This window comes from Anaerobutyricum soehngenii, assembly GCF_009697165.1.
GTDB classification, from domain to species: Bacteria; Bacillota; Clostridia; order Lachnospirales; family Lachnospiraceae; genus Anaerobutyricum; species Anaerobutyricum soehngenii.
This window is the reverse complement of record NZ_VULP01000001.1, coordinates 234,803-250,997: the sequence shown is the minus strand read 5'-3', so window position 1 is coordinate 250,997 and position 16,195 is coordinate 234,803. Positions and strand designations below refer to the sequence as shown.

Here is a 16,195-nt window from a genome sequence, read left to right as displayed (position 1 = left end):
ATTTTTCTGTAATTTTTTGTAATCTGTGATCGAATCTCATAGATGTAACGTCTTTAATCTCATTCTCCTAATGCAGCTTCTACGATAAGTTGTGCACATTTCTCAACACCTAGGCTTCCTCTGTTAAGAGCCATATCGTAATTCTGTGCCTTACCCCAATCCTGACCTGTAAAATACTTATAATTCAGGCTTCTTCGAATATCCATATCTTTTACCCGGTTTTTAAGCTTTAACCCAACTTCACCATAGATTTCCTGGATACGCTTTTCCTTCGTATCTGAATCCGCATATAAAAATACTTTCAGACAATCTTCCCTGTCTCTTAAAATGTAGTCTGCACAACTACCGACAATAACACATGGCTTCGCCGTTGCGAAATCTGTAATTACCTTTTCTCTTGTCTTCCATAGCTGAACAAGCGGTGAATTGGAATCTTCATCAAGACCTACAAAAGAATACGCAAAACGCTGATCAGAAGATGGAGCAAACTCTCCGTAATGCTCTACATACTTTCTTGTAAGACCTGACTCTTCTGCTACTTTTTTAATAATATCCTTATCATAAAATTCAATACCGAGTTTCTCTGCAACAAGCTTTCCAATCGTTCTTCCTCCACTACCAAACTCTCGGCTGATTGCGATAATATTCTTCTTCATTTTCATCCTCCTCATGCTCTAAATATTTCGAAATTCATCTCTCCCTAGTATATAATATTTTAAAGCTTTTTCCAAGTGATGATTTACTATTTAATTCATTAGGGAACAGACGAAAATAAAAAGAATAGACCATTGCAACTGTAAAGATATCACTGCGTAGAAAATGCCTGTTCGGCATTTTTACTTGCTCTCACATTACAGTTGCAATGGTCTATTCTTTTTATTTTCTGTTTGTTGGCTCCACGTGAATGAATTCAATAGTCTTTGGGGAGATAAGGGGAAGAAGTCAGAAGACTACTACTTGCTCGGAAGATATCTCTGTCATGGAATTTTATTTACCCGCTCTCACATTACAGTTGCGATGCTCTCTCCACTATGCTGACTTTTTTCAAGTTTCACTGATGATAAGCCCTTTTTCTTTTCTACTCGTTAAAGAAAGAACATAATCGTCTGGACGATACATCTTCCGAGCAAGTAGAAGACTTCTGACTTCTCCCCCTTATCCTGCCAAAAAACAGAAAAAAGAAATATTGCCATATCCCAGATGCGGCTTCGGAGCGTGTCTAAGATGCGGACAAGCATCTTAAACACAGCGACTACAGAGCAGATGGGATATGGCAATATTTCTTTTTTCGTCTGTTTCTCTCAATGAATAAAATCACAAACTTCTTTTCTGTAGATTCTTCCTGAGTATGCTTCGTGTGGCATTGCCACAAAATTCACTTTTTCGGAACAGATTGTTTTATAGATTGGGTCGGCAATTACGGTATCGGCATCCATTATTGCTTTTTTGATGTCTTCCTCGGAAGAAAGGAGCAAGACATCTTTCTCTGTATATTCTGGTTCTGTCTCAAGCGGACAGATTACAGTGGCTTCTATTCCGTATCGTAATGCCAGCGCTGCTTTTAATGACTGGGATATAACAGATTCACCGATAATATAAACGTTACCGCTGACTTTATTTTTTTCTATTGTTTCTGTTAGACTTCTTATTTTTTTTAAATTAGAAACAGCTTCTGTATTTTGTATTGTTGTAAAATTAGCTGTATCTTTTTTGTGTGCTTTTTGTAAAACACTAAAATAGGCTGTCTGTGACTTTTTTGTCCAGGCTGATTCTATTAATTTTTCAGCTAATACATTTTCAAATCCAATGATTGGTGTACCAATAACATATGGGGTATGAAAACGTTCTTCTAATACTTTTGCCGCTAAAACTCCAACAGATGAGATGACAAGATTTACGTCTGCTTCTCCTGCTCTTTGTATGTCTTCTATAGAGCTTCCCATAGCAAAAATACTGATAATCTCAAAATGCTGGCTTAGAAATTCTTTTATAGAATCTAAGGTAGAATTTATGGAAAAATCAAGCGGAGTCGCTCCTAGAATATTGATTTTCAGTGGATTTTCCTGCTTGTTTTTTCTTTCTTTCACAGATTCCCCACCTGCTGGCACAAGTTCTCTTGCGATTGTTTCCATTGCCATTCCTGCTCCCTTTACATAGGTATGCATTCCACTTGTCGGAAAGTAGAATACAGGAATTCCTGTTTGTTTTTCTATGACACGTGATATCCCCTCAAAATCTGTTCCTGTCATCAGAGGAATCGGTGTTCGCACTAAGGCAATAAAGCGAGGCTGAAGTTCTTTTGCCGCCCGCACGATATCGTGAATAAATTTATCATCATTCCCCATAATGGCATCCATCTGTGAAAGACCGGAGATAAATACAAGGCTGTCCATCTCATACCATCGTGGCTCATCGTGAGTATTATAAGTAGAATTACAGCCGGACGGATCATGGATCACTACCATGCCCCCAAGCTCATAGAGGGCAGAACATACTCCGGAGACGTCTGCCGTATAAGTTGATAATGTTACTGATACTTGTTTCATAACTACATCCTTTCCGGCAAAAATGTTTTGTTTATCTCAGTCGAGAAGACTCCCATCTCTTTCAGGTGGTGAGTAACAGGAACTGCTCGACTTGAAATGTCTTTTGTTATATAGGTGTTAGTTAATATACAATAGGACAGTTTAGACACAGCTTTCACATCCTAATCCTTTACGGACAATCAGATCTCTTGTATCTTTTTTTGTCTGATAGGCCTCCTGTATTTTTAAACAAAGCTCGCAGATTCCATCATAACCATGCAAACCTCCGCCTTCTACCATATTTACGAAATGCTCTGTCCCGGAAAAATAAGCGGCTTTTTGTCCGATTGCAAGTACTTTTTCCTGTGAATTTCTTGGATACACTCTCATGTTCGGATGTATTGTTGCACCTATTTTAAGATCAGGAGCATTTTTCTTTAACCACAAGTAATCTGCTTTTTCCTCTGCCAAAAATCCATCCGCAAATACTTTTACGACAGAAAACCCATGTGTGATCAGCAGCTTCGTCAGCCCTAAAAACCGGGGAACTGCTGTAGCATCTATTGTAATCGGCATATTACCGACAAGTTTTTTCGTTTCTTTTAACATACGCTCACATCTTTTCTGAAGTAAACTGGTATCTGGCATCTCACATCCCTGCATTTCTTTTACCAGACTTTTTAGCTGGGTATCTATCTCATTGTAATCAAAGGAAAACGGAAGATAGAGAAACTTCATTCCAAGTCGTTTGGATAACTGCTCTGCTCCATACTTTGCCGGTGGATAACAGGCAATATTTAAATAACTTTCTGCCATGGATAAATATTCATCATAGGTTTTACATTCTGTAATGTCTTTTACTGTATAACCTGCCTCTTTTACAATCTGTTTTAATTCTGTTTCCTCTCTTGTCGGAAAATCATTGCCAATAATATTTATCTGTTTTAAATTCTTTTCACGCATTGGAAGCGGCTTATATAAACCGGCTCTTAACTTCTGATCCGGGGTCAGCCCTTCTTTTTGCATAATCGGATCCATGTAACAATCTACAAAACACTGCTCGGGGAATCGTCCTCTTAATGTATCATAAATATACGTGAGATCACATCCCATAAAATGATGAACACAAACAGTGAATAAAAGAACTACCGATGGTTTTTCTGGTAATTTATGAAGAATATCACTTACTCCTTCGATAACAAGTTCTTCCATTTGTCCGTTAAATAAATCTTCTTCTTTTATTTCTACAAAGGAAAATCTATCTCCAGCATTCATTTCTGCCGCAGTAAGGATTACACCTCTGTTACAGTTTGCACCACATACATAAATCTGATGGGCACCTGGTAAAAGCATTCCCATATGTACGATATTCCATGGTCCATGTGCCGGACTGTTATATTCTAATCCCGGAACAAAGGGCGATGGCCAGGCTGCATCTTTAAAAGAAACTTCTTCCTGCAATGCTGGAGATAATTTTTCTTTTACCTGATTATTCCATGCTTCATCCTTTGCTTTTCCATGTAACATTTCAAGCAAAATCCGCACCTCCTCTGTAAAATGTTCTACAGCTTGTATCACTTTTTCAAAAAATTCCAAAAAATTTATTTTAGCTTACTCTTATCTTCTCATCAGATTCCACACAGCTTCCTGATCTGTTTTGCAAGTACCCGGTATTCTTCTGCCATCGGCGAATTCGGATATGCTTCCATTACTGTCTTCTGCTGTTCTTCTGCATCTGTAACAAGTTCACTTCTTGATAATGTTCCAATTACCTTACTGTGAATATCTTCTGCAAGTTCCGCAACTTTTTCCTCTTCATTTTTTACATTTCTGCGATTTAAAATAAGGCCTCCCAGCTGTGCGTATCCTCTATCCTTAAAGTTTTCTACTGCCATGGCGATATTCGCCGCTGCATGAATTGCCATATTCTCACCAGAAGTAATGACAAATACTTTATCGGCATATCCACGACGCATCGGCATGGAAAATCCGCCACAGACAACATCGCCAAGAACATCGTAAATTACAACATCCGGACAGTATTTCTCGTAAGCTCCCTTTTTTTCTAATGTTTCTAACGCCGCAATAATTCCTCTTCCGGCACAGCCCAGTCCGGGAGATGGTCCGCCGGCTTCTACACAACAGACACCGGCAAAGCCTTCTTTAACGATATCTTCTAATGTAAAATTATCTTTTTTCGTTCGTACAAGGTCAAGAACCGTCTCTACTTTCTCACCATGACGCAGTAACACCGTTGAATCTGCCTTTGGATCACAGCCAATCTGCATCACTCGAAGTCCCTCGCTGGCAAATACTGCTGCTATATTAGAAACTGTTGTAGACTTTCCGATTCCACCCTTTCCATATACCGCTATCTTAATCATATCTTCTTTTCCTTTTATCCGTACACTGATTACACTTTTGCGTAAGCAGCTTTTGCTGTCACACCGGAAAGGCGCCCTATTTTCCCAGACAGCTCACTGATCTTTGTCTGCGGAGCATCGATTACCAAACTGATAATACTGATATTTTTCTCTCGATAAGGAATACCCATCCTGCCTACAACATACTCTGCATAATCGTGAATCATCTCATTTAACTTTGCCGTACTTTCACTGTCCTCTACGATAATGGAGAGAACAGCGATTCTTGTATTCTCCATGTTTTTCCTTTCTCTAACTTAACAGATTCTTGGTAAAAGTTCTCCCCCCGGCGGTGGCAGTAATGTTTCTGCTCCGATTTCCGTTGTTACTACAACTCTTCCCGGCATTTCTTCGGTAACTTCACCGATAATCGCTGCCTCTGTTGAATATTTTCCTTCACGTAACTTTGCAACGATCGCTTCTGCATTTTCCTTTGGAGCAAAAATGACAAGACGACCTTCACAGGCAAGATAAAGTGGCTCTAATCCAAGCATTCCGCACACACCTTTTACGCTTTCTTGTACTGGAATTGCCTCTGCATTCAGCCGTATTCCTGTATGACTCTGCTCTGCGATCTCGTATAAAACGGTTCCTACACCACCTCGTGTTGCGTCACGAATTACATGTACATCCTTTGTCACTGATAAAATATCCTGCACGGTTCCCCAAAGTGGTGCGCAGTCACTTGTCACATCGGCATCAATTCCAAAATCCTCTCTTGCAAGAAGAATAGTACAACCATGTCTTCCGATATCTCCACTGACAATAACCGCATCACCTGGTTTTGCCATAAATCCAGAGGTCTCTACACCTTCCTGAATCTCACCGATACCTGTTGTTGTAATAAATACGCCATCAACCTGTCCCTTACCGGCAACCTTTGTATCACCTGCAACAATCTTTACTCCGGCTTCCTTTGCTGTTTTTTCCATTGCAGCTGCGATTGCTTCGAGTTTCTCCATCGGAAATCCCTCTTCAATAACAAAGGCACAGGAAAGATACAGTGGTTTTGCTCCCATACAGGACAAATCATTCACCGTACCGCAAATACTTAATTTTCCAATATTTCCTCCCGGAAATTCTGACGGAGATACGATAAATCCATCCGTTGTAAATGCAATCTTTCCTTCTTTCATTTTTAATACTGCCGCATCATCACTTGTCAGTTCTGGATTGGCAAAATGTGCTTTAAATACCTGGTCAATTAATTCGCTTGTCTGCTTTCCTCCTGCACCATGGGCAAGAGAAACTGTTTTTCCTTTTAAGTTATCCATTGTTTTTCCTCTTTCTTTTCAAGAATGCCCCGGCATTCTTGCTGCTCGCCACCTACAGAGGTGGGAGTCATCTCACATCTGATATATTTATTCTCCTCGACTATTATACTGGTAATATGCGGAACAGGCCCCTTCGTTCGACACCATACATGCCCCGATCGGATGAAGTGGTGTGCATCCTTTTCCAAATACTTTACAATCTGTTGGAAGACATTTGCCCTGTAACACATCTCCACAGCGACAGGCCGGACTTGTTCTCCCTTCCATCTTCGGAATCGAAAACTTCACTCTTGCATCAAAATCCTGCGCTTCTTTTCTTAAACGAAGTCCGGAATTTTTAATCATACCAAGTCCTCTCCACTGAGAATCACATGGTTCCATCCATTCTTTGATCAGTTTCTGCGCCGGAATACTTCCCTCTTCTGTAACAACTCTTGGATAAGCATTAACAAAAAACGGCTTGCCTTCCGGGAACTTCTTTAATAATACAGCAAATGCAGTTAAAATCTCACTGGCAGTAAATCCAGTTACTATACCGCTGATTCCTTCTTCCTCACAAAGCTTTTTGTTTAATGCATTTCCGGTAATCGCATTGACGTGTCCCGGATACAGGAAAACATCCGCACTGTTTTTTAACATTTCATAGGCTCCTGGCATTGTTTTATTCGCAGTAAGAAGTGCATAATTCGTAAGTCCTGCTTCTTTTGCCATCTTTACGGAAAGACAGCTTGCCGGAGTCGTTGTCTCAAATCCAACAGAAAGAAATACAACCTGCTCCTCTTTATGCTCTCTGGCATATTCAAAGGCATCCATTGGCGAATAAACCATCTGAATCTTTCCGCCAAGACTTCTGGCATCTGCAAGACTCTTTGTACTTCCCGGCACACGAACCAGATCCCCAAATGTACAGATTGTCACATTTTTTTCTAAAGCAAGCCACACCGCCTCATCAATGAAGTCTGCTGGTGTGACACAAACCGGACAGCCTGGACCGGAAATAAGTTCTACTTGCTGTGGCAGAATCTTTCGCACACCAAGATGAAAGATCTCATGCGTGTGAGTTCCGCACACTTCCATAACGCGGACCGGAGGTCCATCGTATCCCTCAATGATAGCTTTTGCTTTTTTTAACTGTTCTTTCATAGTAATTCCTCCAGAAGATCTTCTGCTTCATCCTCATCTTCTTCTGTAATCTTTGCAATCGCAATACCGGCATGGACCATTACATAATCGCCCGGCTCAAGATTCTCAATAAGTTCTGCTGAAACTTCTCTCTTTGCTCCGGATGCATCTACAACTGCCATTCCGTCTTTCATTGTCATAACCTTTGCTGGTAATCCTACGCACATAATTTATTCCCCTTTTTGTACACACATACTTCTCATTGCTGCCACCGCCTGTCCAAGACTGATTCCTCCGTCATTTGGCGGAAGTAAATGGTGATGCAGCACATGAAATCCTCTTTTTTCTAACATGGTTACGCTATAATCAAGCAGTAATCTATTCTGGTAAACACCGCCGCTTAGAGCAACGGTATCAATCCCGGTTTCTTCCCTTGCTTTTTCGCAGGCAGAAACAATCATACAGGCTAACCCTTTGTGAAAATGTAAGGCAAGCTGATTGCTGTTTTCTCCTGACAGTTTTCTCTCTACTACTTCTTTGACAAGAGCCAGGGTCGGTAAATAATATAACTCATCTTTTACAAGTGTTTCTTTTTGTTCTTCTCTATATTCTGTAATTACTCCAGATTCTACAAAGTCCTCATATTCTGCTATCTTTTCTTCCTGACTATCCAGCCATTTTTCTGCTGCAAATTGTAAGGAAGTCGAAGCCTCACCTTCAAATGTCGATGACTTTCTAATCCCCAGAATCGCACTGACCGCATCAAACAGCCGCCCGGCACTTGTGGACTTTACGGTATTGATTCCACGCCCTTCCATAGTAAACTGAAGCTTTGCCAGCTTCGACTCACAAAGTCCTAATGTTTCAATAATCGAAAGAGCGATTTCCTTTCCGTAAATCTTTCCAAGAAGAGAAACTGCAATTCTCCATCCTTCTTTAGCAGAAGCATCTCCACCGGTCTGAGCAAATGGCTCAATACAGCCCCAGCGTTTAAAAGAATCATAATCCGCCAGAAGGATTTCTCCTCCCCAGATTGTTCCATCCGTTCCGTACCCGGTCCCGTCAAAAGAAACACCAATAACCTTTTTCTTTGTTGTCCACTCATTCTCTGCCATACAAGAAAGGATATGGGCGTAATGATGCTGTACCGGAAATACCGGCAGTCCCATCTCTTCTGCTGCCGCCCTTGTATTATAAGACGGATGCATATCGCAGGCGACAATCTCTGGCTTTACCTCTAACAATTCTTCCATTCGCTTCACAGATTCTTTTAACGCCTTTACCGTTCGCACATCTCCCATATCTCCAATATACGGAGATGGATAAAATAACTGATTCTTTCCGATACAAAAGGCATTCTTCAGTTCACCGCCAACGGCAAGCACCTGCCCTTTAAATTCATTGCCCATCATAAATGGAAGCGGAGCATAGCCTCTGGAACGACGAATCATATACGGCTCTCCCTTGTAAAAATCCATGACTGTATCATCTGCCCGAATCCGTATTTTCCGATCATGGGAAAGAATTACGTCACAAAGCCCGGTAAGTTCACGCAGTGCATCTTCATCGTCCCGGCAGATCGGTGCACCTGATGTATTCGCACTTGTCATTACGAGACAATCAGAAACTTCTACATCATCCTGATAATCAAATAGCAGAAGCTGTATCGGTGCATACGGAAGCATCACACCAATCTTTGGATTATCCGGTGCAACACTCTCACAAAGACGTCCTCCTGCCTTTTTCGGAAGCAAAATAATCGGCTTTTGGTGTCCATCAAGAATCTCTTCTACATACGGTGCCACTTCACATTCCCTATTTACTACTGACAAATCTTTCATCATCACCGCAAATGGCTTCATCGGTCTCTTTTTCCTGGCACGAAGTGCCACAACTACTTCTTCTTTTAACGCATCGCAGCAAAGATGAAATCCTCCGATGCCTTTTACCGCTACAATTCCGCCTTCGCTAATCACCTTTCTTGTGTAACGAATCGCATCTGCTCCCCGTTCCGGTCTGCCAAGCAAATACACCTCCGGTCCACATTCATTACAGCAAACCGGCTGGGCATCAAATCTTCTTGTCTTTGCATGCGTATATTCCCATTCACACTTTTCACACATTGGAAACTCTCCCATGCTCGTTCGTACTCTGTCATACGGCATGGAATCTAAAATAGTAAGACGCGGTCCACAGCAGGTACAGTTAATAAATGGATGGAGATACCTTCTGTCCTTCTTATCATAAAGTTCCTTCTTACATTCCGGACAAATCGCAATATCTGGAGAAACAAAAATCTCTCCCTCTTCTTTTTCACTCTCTATGATACGGAATCGTTCTTTACTATCTGATTCAGCATTTGCTTCCGATTTCACTTCAAATTCTGTGTCAGACTCTATTGCAGATTCCAGACTTTCCACATCCATCTTTAAGATAACTGCTCGTTTCGGCGGCTGCTCCTGAATCCTCTTTATAAAGTGATTCACACATTCTTCACTGCCCTGTGCAAAGATTTCCACATAAGGTCCTTTGTTACTCACACTGCCTTCAATCCGGCAGACATCTGCATGGCGCTTTACAGTCGGTCGAAATCCAACGCCCTGAACAATCCCGAATACCCTGATACAGACTCTCATACAGTCTGCCTCTTCTTCCCTGAGATTGCAAAGTGCGACAGGTCATACCATTCTCCCTTATAAAATGGCACTGCTTTTTTCAGTAGTGGGTCGGCAATAATGATGTCATATTCATTTTCTTTGATATAAGAAATCCAGTCATCTTCTTCCTTAAAAAGAAGATCCCCTTCCTTCTTTAGTGCATCGTCTAACATAAACCAGGAAGCAACCGTAATCTTTGCAAAATCCGTTTCTATCTTCTGTTCCATAGCAAGAGTAAGCAATTCTTCTCTTAATGTGTTCGCCAATACCTGCTGATGTACGATCAAAACTTTCTTATCTGAGCGTTCTTTCCTGTTTGGCATTGCTATATTTTGTTCTATTTGCTCACTATGTTCAAGTTGCTCTTTTCGTTCTTTCCATTCCGGAATAATCTCTGGTGGGCAAAATACTTCATACGGCGTTCCAAACTTCTGTTTTAAATACTTCGCTGACGCAATTCCAGACGGTGATATAACGATATTCTTCTCTGCCGCTGCTGCCCCTTTCACTGCTTCTAAACCATCACCCATACCGTAACAAAGCACTTTGGAAAAACCTTTTTCGCTAAAATACTCTTTTAAAAAGTTCTCTTCATAAATGCCGCCAAACGAAAGCGGTGTCGCTCCGATAATACCTACACGCCCCGGTTCTACTTCCTGTTTTACAGCAAACTTTTTAAATAGCTCCTTCCATGTCTTTTTCTCTCCGATATCATAAAGCTTCGTTCCATCTGTATCAATTGTCAATGCAGGAATTCCTGTTTTCTTTTCAATCATTCGAGAAAGTGCTTTATAGTCTGTTCCAATAACTGCCGGAACCGGAGTCCCGATCACTGCAATAAAATCTGCGGAAAGCTTCTCACAAGCCTTGCCGATCTTCTCCACCAGACGATCATCTCTTCCAAGAATCGCGTCCATATCACGAAGTCCCGCACTAAAAATCGCACTACGGCTGTCAAACCATCTCGGCTCATCAAATCCACAGATATTTCCGGCACAGCCACCAGCATCTAAAATAATAATCAATCCATGAAATTCACAAAGTACCGCTGCTGCACCGGACTGATCCGGAGCAAACGGTGAGAGATACTTTCTAAGTCCCTTCATTTAAATCTGCCCCCTTTCCAATTCCAGTACACGTTCACATTCTTCAAAGAAATGCTTTACTCCCCGATAACCAAATGGCTGTATATCATCACTCCACTCAAGCTTTGCAGCTTCCGGATGATAATAAGAAGCATCCTTTCCAATTACGATATCTACCGGATTCTCCCCCGGTTCATAATAAATCATCGTTGGCTCTAAATTCGAATAAATCTTTGTCTTTGGACTTACCTTCGCCATCTTCTCAATATAAACAAAATCCTCTTTTGAAAGATTACCAAATACTTCCGCAACCTCAAATCCATAGCGAATCAGCGCCAATGCAAGTTCAAATGCATTGGCATTGCAGCCTTCTCCAATCGCAAACACTACATGCGGATACTTTTTCTTAAAAGCCTCTTTCGCCGCAAACGCTTCTTTAAAATATACCTCATCATCAAACTTACTTCCAAGCGCCGCTGCAAACAACGCATATTGGTTCTTAATTTTATCAAGCTGATATAACCTTGTCAGTTCAATATACGGAATTCCTAAACGCTTCTGCATATCTGCTGCTGCAAAACGTGCTTCTGCATCTAATACAAGATTAAAATTAGCTTCTGCCATATCAAGATATTCTTCATAATTCTCACAGCGTGAAATCTCTCGAATCGTCTTAACTCCAAGCTGCTTTAACAGATCATAAAGCTCGCAGTCATCCTCTAACGGAGCAAAATGCCCTAATAGATTCACAGAAGTACTCTTCTTCTTTCTTGGTTCTAACAAAGAATAGATCGACTGTCTGACATGTACCATCGGAGGCTTTCTTCCCTCTCTTGTAAGTGCATACATATAGCATGGTAAAACAGGAATACCTACACTCTTCTGCGCCTTCTTACAAATACGTTCCATATCCGTTCCCAACAAAGCATCCACACAGGTAAGGCAGATCATAACAACCGATGGCTTCGTCTCCAGACAATCATAAATCTCTTCTACTGCCTGCGGCACCTTCTTTAAATGTCTCCCTGTTACGATATCTGTCTCATCCATCATCAGATAAAAAAATCGTTCACTGTACCCGCCAAGCTCACTTAAAATAGTCGTATTCCTTCCACAGCATCCCGGAGCTAAAAGAAGCATGACCGAACCCGGAATCGCCAGTCCCGCTCTCTTTACACCAAACCCCTGCGCTCCCGGTGAATTATACGCAAGTGTCGCCGGCGAACTATAGATCAGGTGCTTTGAAGAAATCAGCTCATCAGGAATATTGTCTCTCCCTGCTTCTGCAAGTTCTTTTGTTGTAATGAAATAGGCTTTTTCCGCTCTTTCTGTCTCTGTTATTGTACTCTTTACATTCTCTACCATACTTCTTCCTCCGCAGTATCCTGTGCATTTTCAAGAAGTTCCTTTGCAAGCTTCAAAAATGCCTGTGCTGCCGGAGAATCCGGCTCTCCCTCAATAACAGTCATTCCCTTATCTTCACATCGGGTAATCTCATCACTTCTCGGAATCTTTCCCACAATCGGAAGACCGACTAAATCCGCAAATTCAGCAACTTTCTCTGTCTCCTTCTCAACATTCCTGTGATTCAACACAATACCATACACCTTCGCATAACTTCTATCCTCAAAATTCTTCACTGCATTATTAATATTATTCGCTGCATAAAGAGCCATCTTCTCCCCGGAAGTCACGATTAGTACCTTGCTCGCATATCCCTCACGAATCGGTGCTGCAAATCCACCACATACTACATCACCAAGCACATCATATAACACCACATCCGGCTCATATGTTTCAAACAACTCCAAATCCTCCAGCAAGCTAAACGTCGCTATAATACCTCTTCCGGCACAGCCAAGACCCGGTGTCGGTCCCCCTGTCTCAATACATAAAACCCCGCCATAACCAATCTTTGAAATATCCTCGATCTGTTCTGGGTCCTCATCATACTCACGCATATAATTCATCACTGGAATCGGCGTTGTTCCCCCAAGAAGATTAATCGTAGAATCCGCCTTAGGATCACATCCAATCTGGATAACCTTCTTTCCCATACTGGCAAACGCCGCCGCTAAATTACTGGTCACTGTGGACTTTCCGATACCACCCTTCCCATAAACCGCTATCTTTAACATAAAAAACTCCTCTACTCTACCCTTACCGACCAGCTGACAGAAAGATAGAATAGAAGAGCTTTTTCTCCTGCTATTTCCATTATCATCATAACTATTCCAGTGCGGAAAACCTTACTGTCAGAGTCGAATTTAATTTTATTATTTTAAAACAATATAACTTGGCATACCATCCTCATAGATACTGGAAACTTCGCCCTGAACCAATGGGGTTAAGTAAGTAATCAACTCTTCTTTCACACCATTGCCAGCCTCATTAATCCACTCTACAGGAATCTTCTTCTCTTTATTCGCAACCTCACGAATATCAACACCACTGTACTCTACCGTATATGGAGCATCAGACACTCTTGTAAGAGAAGACATTAATCCACTCTCTCCTGCTACTGCAAGCTTAACTGCATTCGCACCAAGATTACCGGACTCCTCAATATCCGTCTTACTTAAAATATGCCCTGCACAGCGCTGTAACAGATTCAATTCTATCGAACGAACCTTACAGCCAATCTTTGCTCGAACCGCTTCCTCTAAAATCTTTCCAGTACCAGATAACTTCGTATGTCCAAATACATCTAACTCTCTAGATCCTTCCTGTTCACATAAGAAACGACCCTCTGTATCATGTACACCTTCACTAACCGCAACAAGCACAGCATTCGTTGAGGCCAGCTTTTCCTTCACATCATCAATAAAGCGATCCAATGAAAATGGTTTTTCTTCTAAATAAACAAGATATGGTACATTACCATTCTTACCTTCCGCTAATGCAGCAGCCGCAGTAAGCCATCCGGCATGACGTCCCATCATCTCAACAATAATTACATTCTTCGGTTCATATACAGTAATCTCCCGTTCAAGCTCGCAGAAAACTGTAGAAATATACTTAGCTGCTGAACCAAATCCCGGACAATGGTCTATTCCGCAAAGGTCATTATCAATCGTCTTTGGTCCACCAATAACCTTAATATCTTCTACACCCTTCTCCTTACAGTATGCAGAAAGCTTCGCTACCGTATCCATAGAATCATTCCCACCGATATAAACAAAATATCCAATGTTCATCTTATGAAGAATATCAACAATCTCCTGATACTGACTGTCATCTTCCTTGATATTATTAAGCTTAAAACGACAAGAACCAAGCGCTGCCGCCGGAGTTCTCTTTAACTTCTCCAACTTTTCCTCTGTGTCAACCTTCTCTGTAAGATTCACAAACTTCTGTTCCAACACACCCTGAATTCCATAACAGGCACCATAAACCTGATCAATCTGCTCTTCCTTCATTGCCTGTCCGATCACACCTGCTAACGTTGCATTAATCGCTGCTGTTGGTCCTCCTGACTGTGCTACTAACAAATTCTTCTTCATCTTTAAAATCCTCCTGTAAATCTTTGAAAAGGTTCCGGCGCTTCATCATGCGGCGCAATTATCTTCTGCATCCACACAATATCCCACCACTGCCCCATCTTATATCCACATTTCTCAAAATGTGCTTTCCTCTCATATCCACGTGCTGCATGGAACGCTTCACTCTCTGCATTCGGATGGGTAATGCATGCAAACAAATTCACGATATGCTGCTTTTTCAACAACTCTTCCATCTTCTCATAAAGAGCCGTACCAACACCTTTCCCGTGAATCCCCTTCTGCACATAAACCGACATCTCCGCTGACCAGTCATATGCCCTTCTGTCATAAAAAATTCCTGCATACGCATATCCAATAATCACACGATCCTCTTCAGCCACCAAATAAGGATACCGCTCCAAGGTCTTCTTAATTCTTCCCTGAAACTCCTCCACCGATGGAACTTCCAATTCAAAAGTTATCGCTGTATGTTCTACATAATACCGATAAATACTCTGAATAGCAGAAGCATCCTCCGGCGTAGCGATTCGTATCTTCATCTTAGCGCCTCCAAAAATTTTATCAATGATTATTATACAATAAGAGAAAGCATGCGACAAGACGGTAATTATAGAAATAATGTAATCATCTGGCTTCCTTCTTCTTTTAGCCACTTCCTTACTTCTTTATAATTAGGAAGCACCTTCTCTACCTCTAACCAAAACGCCTTAGAATGATTCATTTGTTTTCTGTGACACAGTTCATGAACTACAACATAATCTAACACTTCCGGAGGCGCCAGCATTAAAAGACAGTTAAAATTCAAATTTCCTTTACTACTACAGCTTCCCCATCTTGTCTTCTGATTTCTAACAGTTATCTTTCCATAAGTAACTCCGATTACTTTTGCAAAATATTCTACTCTCTCCGGAATCACCTTAAGCGCCTCCTCCGCAAGCGCTATAACTTTCTCACGCGTCAACTTTTCTGTAGGTTCCGCCTCAACCCTTTCCTTGGTTTCCTTAATTTTTTCAATATGTTTACTTATCCAGGCTTCCTTCTTTTTAAGAATCTCTTCAATGTCTTTCTCTGAAGCACTACGCGGAGCCCTTACAGTGACACTTAGATTGGAATTTACCTGAATAGCCACCGTTTTCCTGTTTGATCTGATTACTGTAACTTTCATACTAAGTCCTTTATTCTATTATTTCATACACTTATTTCATACACTTTCTAATTTGGTCTATCAACAGAATATCTGCCGGAAGCCAGGTAACACTATCTAATTGATCTTTCGTAAGCCACTTTGCCGCTTCTGCTTCTTTCAGCTCCAAATGTCCTGCTTTAACTTCAGCCCAAAAACAATCCATAGAAAGATGGAAAGTTGGATAATCATATTCTACCGTATCAATCAGTTCTCCGACCTTGATTTCCGTATCCAGTTCTTCTATGATTTCTCTTATAAGTGCCTGCTGAGATGTTTCTCCCGGCTCCACTTTTCCTCCTGGAAATTCCCAGCCACCTTTCAGTTCGCCATAGCCTCTCGCTGTTGCAAATATCTTATTTTTTTCTTTCATATTATCGCAGATAATTGCTGCAACTACTTTTACCGTTTTCATCTGTTTCT

General features: G+C 41.3%; 16 protein-coding genes. All 16 read right to left on the bottom strand.

What is annotated here, in order from left to right:
• Positions 1-59: 59 nt before the first annotated feature.
• The 16 genes from FYJ25_RS01100 to FYJ25_RS01025 all read right to left on the bottom strand — a co-directional run bounded on the left by FYJ25_RS01100 (position 60) and on the right by FYJ25_RS01025 (position 16,187).
• Positions 60-656: a cytidylate kinase-like family protein gene (locus FYJ25_RS01100; RefSeq protein ID WP_021908037.1), complete on the bottom strand. Its 597-nt coding sequence runs from the start codon at positions 654-656 to the stop codon at positions 60-62.
• Between the two features lie 645 nt (positions 657-1,301).
• Positions 1,302-2,546 (bottom strand): nitrogenase component 1, encoded by a 1,245-nt coding sequence (locus tag FYJ25_RS01095; RefSeq protein WP_154580318.1) that lies wholly within the window; start codon positions 2,544-2,546, stop codon positions 1,302-1,304.
• Positions 2,547-2,687: 141 nt separating this feature from the next.
• Entirely contained in the window at positions 2,688-4,052 is a 1,365-nt protein-coding gene (locus FYJ25_RS01090) for a nitrogenase component 1 (protein WP_096241538.1), read from the bottom strand.
• Positions 4,053-4,153: 101 nt separating this feature from the next.
• On the bottom strand, positions 4,154-4,909 hold the full coding sequence (locus tag FYJ25_RS01085; RefSeq protein ID WP_021908040.1) for a nucleotide-binding protein: 756 nt from the start codon (positions 4,907-4,909) through the stop codon (positions 4,154-4,156).
• Positions 4,910-4,938: 29 nt separating this feature from the next.
• The gene (locus FYJ25_RS01080; protein ID WP_021908041.1) at positions 4,939-5,187 is read right to left on the bottom strand and encodes a TM1266 family iron-only hydrogenase system putative regulator; all 249 of its coding nucleotides are present in this window, start codon (positions 5,185-5,187) and stop codon (positions 4,939-4,941) included.
• A gap of 18 nt (positions 5,188-5,205) precedes the next feature.
• Positions 5,206-6,222, bottom strand: a complete 1,017-nt coding sequence (gene hypE, locus FYJ25_RS01075) for a hydrogenase expression/formation protein HypE (RefSeq protein ID WP_021908042.1) — start codon at positions 6,220-6,222, stop codon at positions 5,206-5,208.
• An 87-nt stretch (positions 6,223-6,309) separates the two neighbouring features.
• The gene (gene hypD / locus FYJ25_RS01070; RefSeq protein ID WP_154580317.1) at positions 6,310-7,365 is read right to left on the bottom strand and encodes a hydrogenase formation protein HypD; all 1,056 of its coding nucleotides are present in this window, start codon (positions 7,363-7,365) and stop codon (positions 6,310-6,312) included.
• Positions 7,362-7,571, bottom strand: a complete 210-nt coding sequence (locus tag FYJ25_RS01065) for a HypC/HybG/HupF family hydrogenase formation chaperone (protein ID WP_147607629.1) — start codon at positions 7,569-7,571, stop codon at positions 7,362-7,364. The genes hypD and FYJ25_RS01065 overlap by 4 nt, the downstream gene beginning before the upstream one ends.
• 3 nt (positions 7,572-7,574) lie before the next feature.
• Entirely contained in the window at positions 7,575-9,980 is a 2,406-nt protein-coding gene (gene hypF, locus FYJ25_RS01060) for a carbamoyltransferase HypF (protein WP_154580316.1), read from the bottom strand.
• Positions 9,977-11,107 (bottom strand): nitrogenase component 1, encoded by a 1,131-nt coding sequence (locus FYJ25_RS01055; RefSeq protein ID WP_154580315.1) that lies wholly within the window; start codon positions 11,105-11,107, stop codon positions 9,977-9,979. The genes hypF and FYJ25_RS01055 overlap by 4 nt, the downstream gene beginning before the upstream one ends.
• Positions 11,108-12,451 carry a nitrogenase component 1 gene (locus FYJ25_RS01050; RefSeq protein WP_154580314.1) on the bottom strand — a complete coding sequence of 448 codons (1,344 nt, stop codon included), beginning with the start codon at positions 12,449-12,451 and terminating at the stop codon, positions 11,108-11,110.
• A complete protein-coding gene (locus FYJ25_RS01045) occupies positions 12,445-13,224 on the bottom strand; it encodes a nucleotide-binding protein (protein ID WP_154580313.1) in 780 nt (259 codons plus the stop codon). The genes FYJ25_RS01050 and FYJ25_RS01045 overlap by 7 nt, the downstream gene beginning before the upstream one ends.
• A 138-nt stretch (positions 13,225-13,362) precedes the next feature.
• Positions 13,363-14,589 (bottom strand): 6-phosphofructokinase, encoded by a 1,227-nt coding sequence (locus tag FYJ25_RS01040; protein WP_154580312.1) that lies wholly within the window; start codon positions 14,587-14,589, stop codon positions 13,363-13,365.
• 2 nt (positions 14,590-14,591) lie between these two features.
• Positions 14,592-15,128 carry a GNAT family N-acetyltransferase gene (locus tag FYJ25_RS01035; RefSeq protein WP_154580311.1) on the bottom strand — a complete coding sequence of 179 codons (537 nt, stop codon included), beginning with the start codon at positions 15,126-15,128 and terminating at the stop codon, positions 14,592-14,594.
• 68 nt (positions 15,129-15,196) lie between these two features.
• Complete coding sequence (locus tag FYJ25_RS01030) at positions 15,197-15,754, bottom strand: M48 family metallopeptidase (RefSeq protein ID WP_154580310.1); 558 nt, start codon at positions 15,752-15,754, stop codon at positions 15,197-15,199.
• 31 nt (positions 15,755-15,785) lie between these two features.
• Positions 15,786-16,187 (bottom strand): (deoxy)nucleoside triphosphate pyrophosphohydrolase, encoded by a 402-nt coding sequence (locus FYJ25_RS01025; RefSeq protein ID WP_154580309.1) that lies wholly within the window; start codon positions 16,185-16,187, stop codon positions 15,786-15,788.
• Positions 16,188-16,195: the final 8 nt, after the last annotated feature.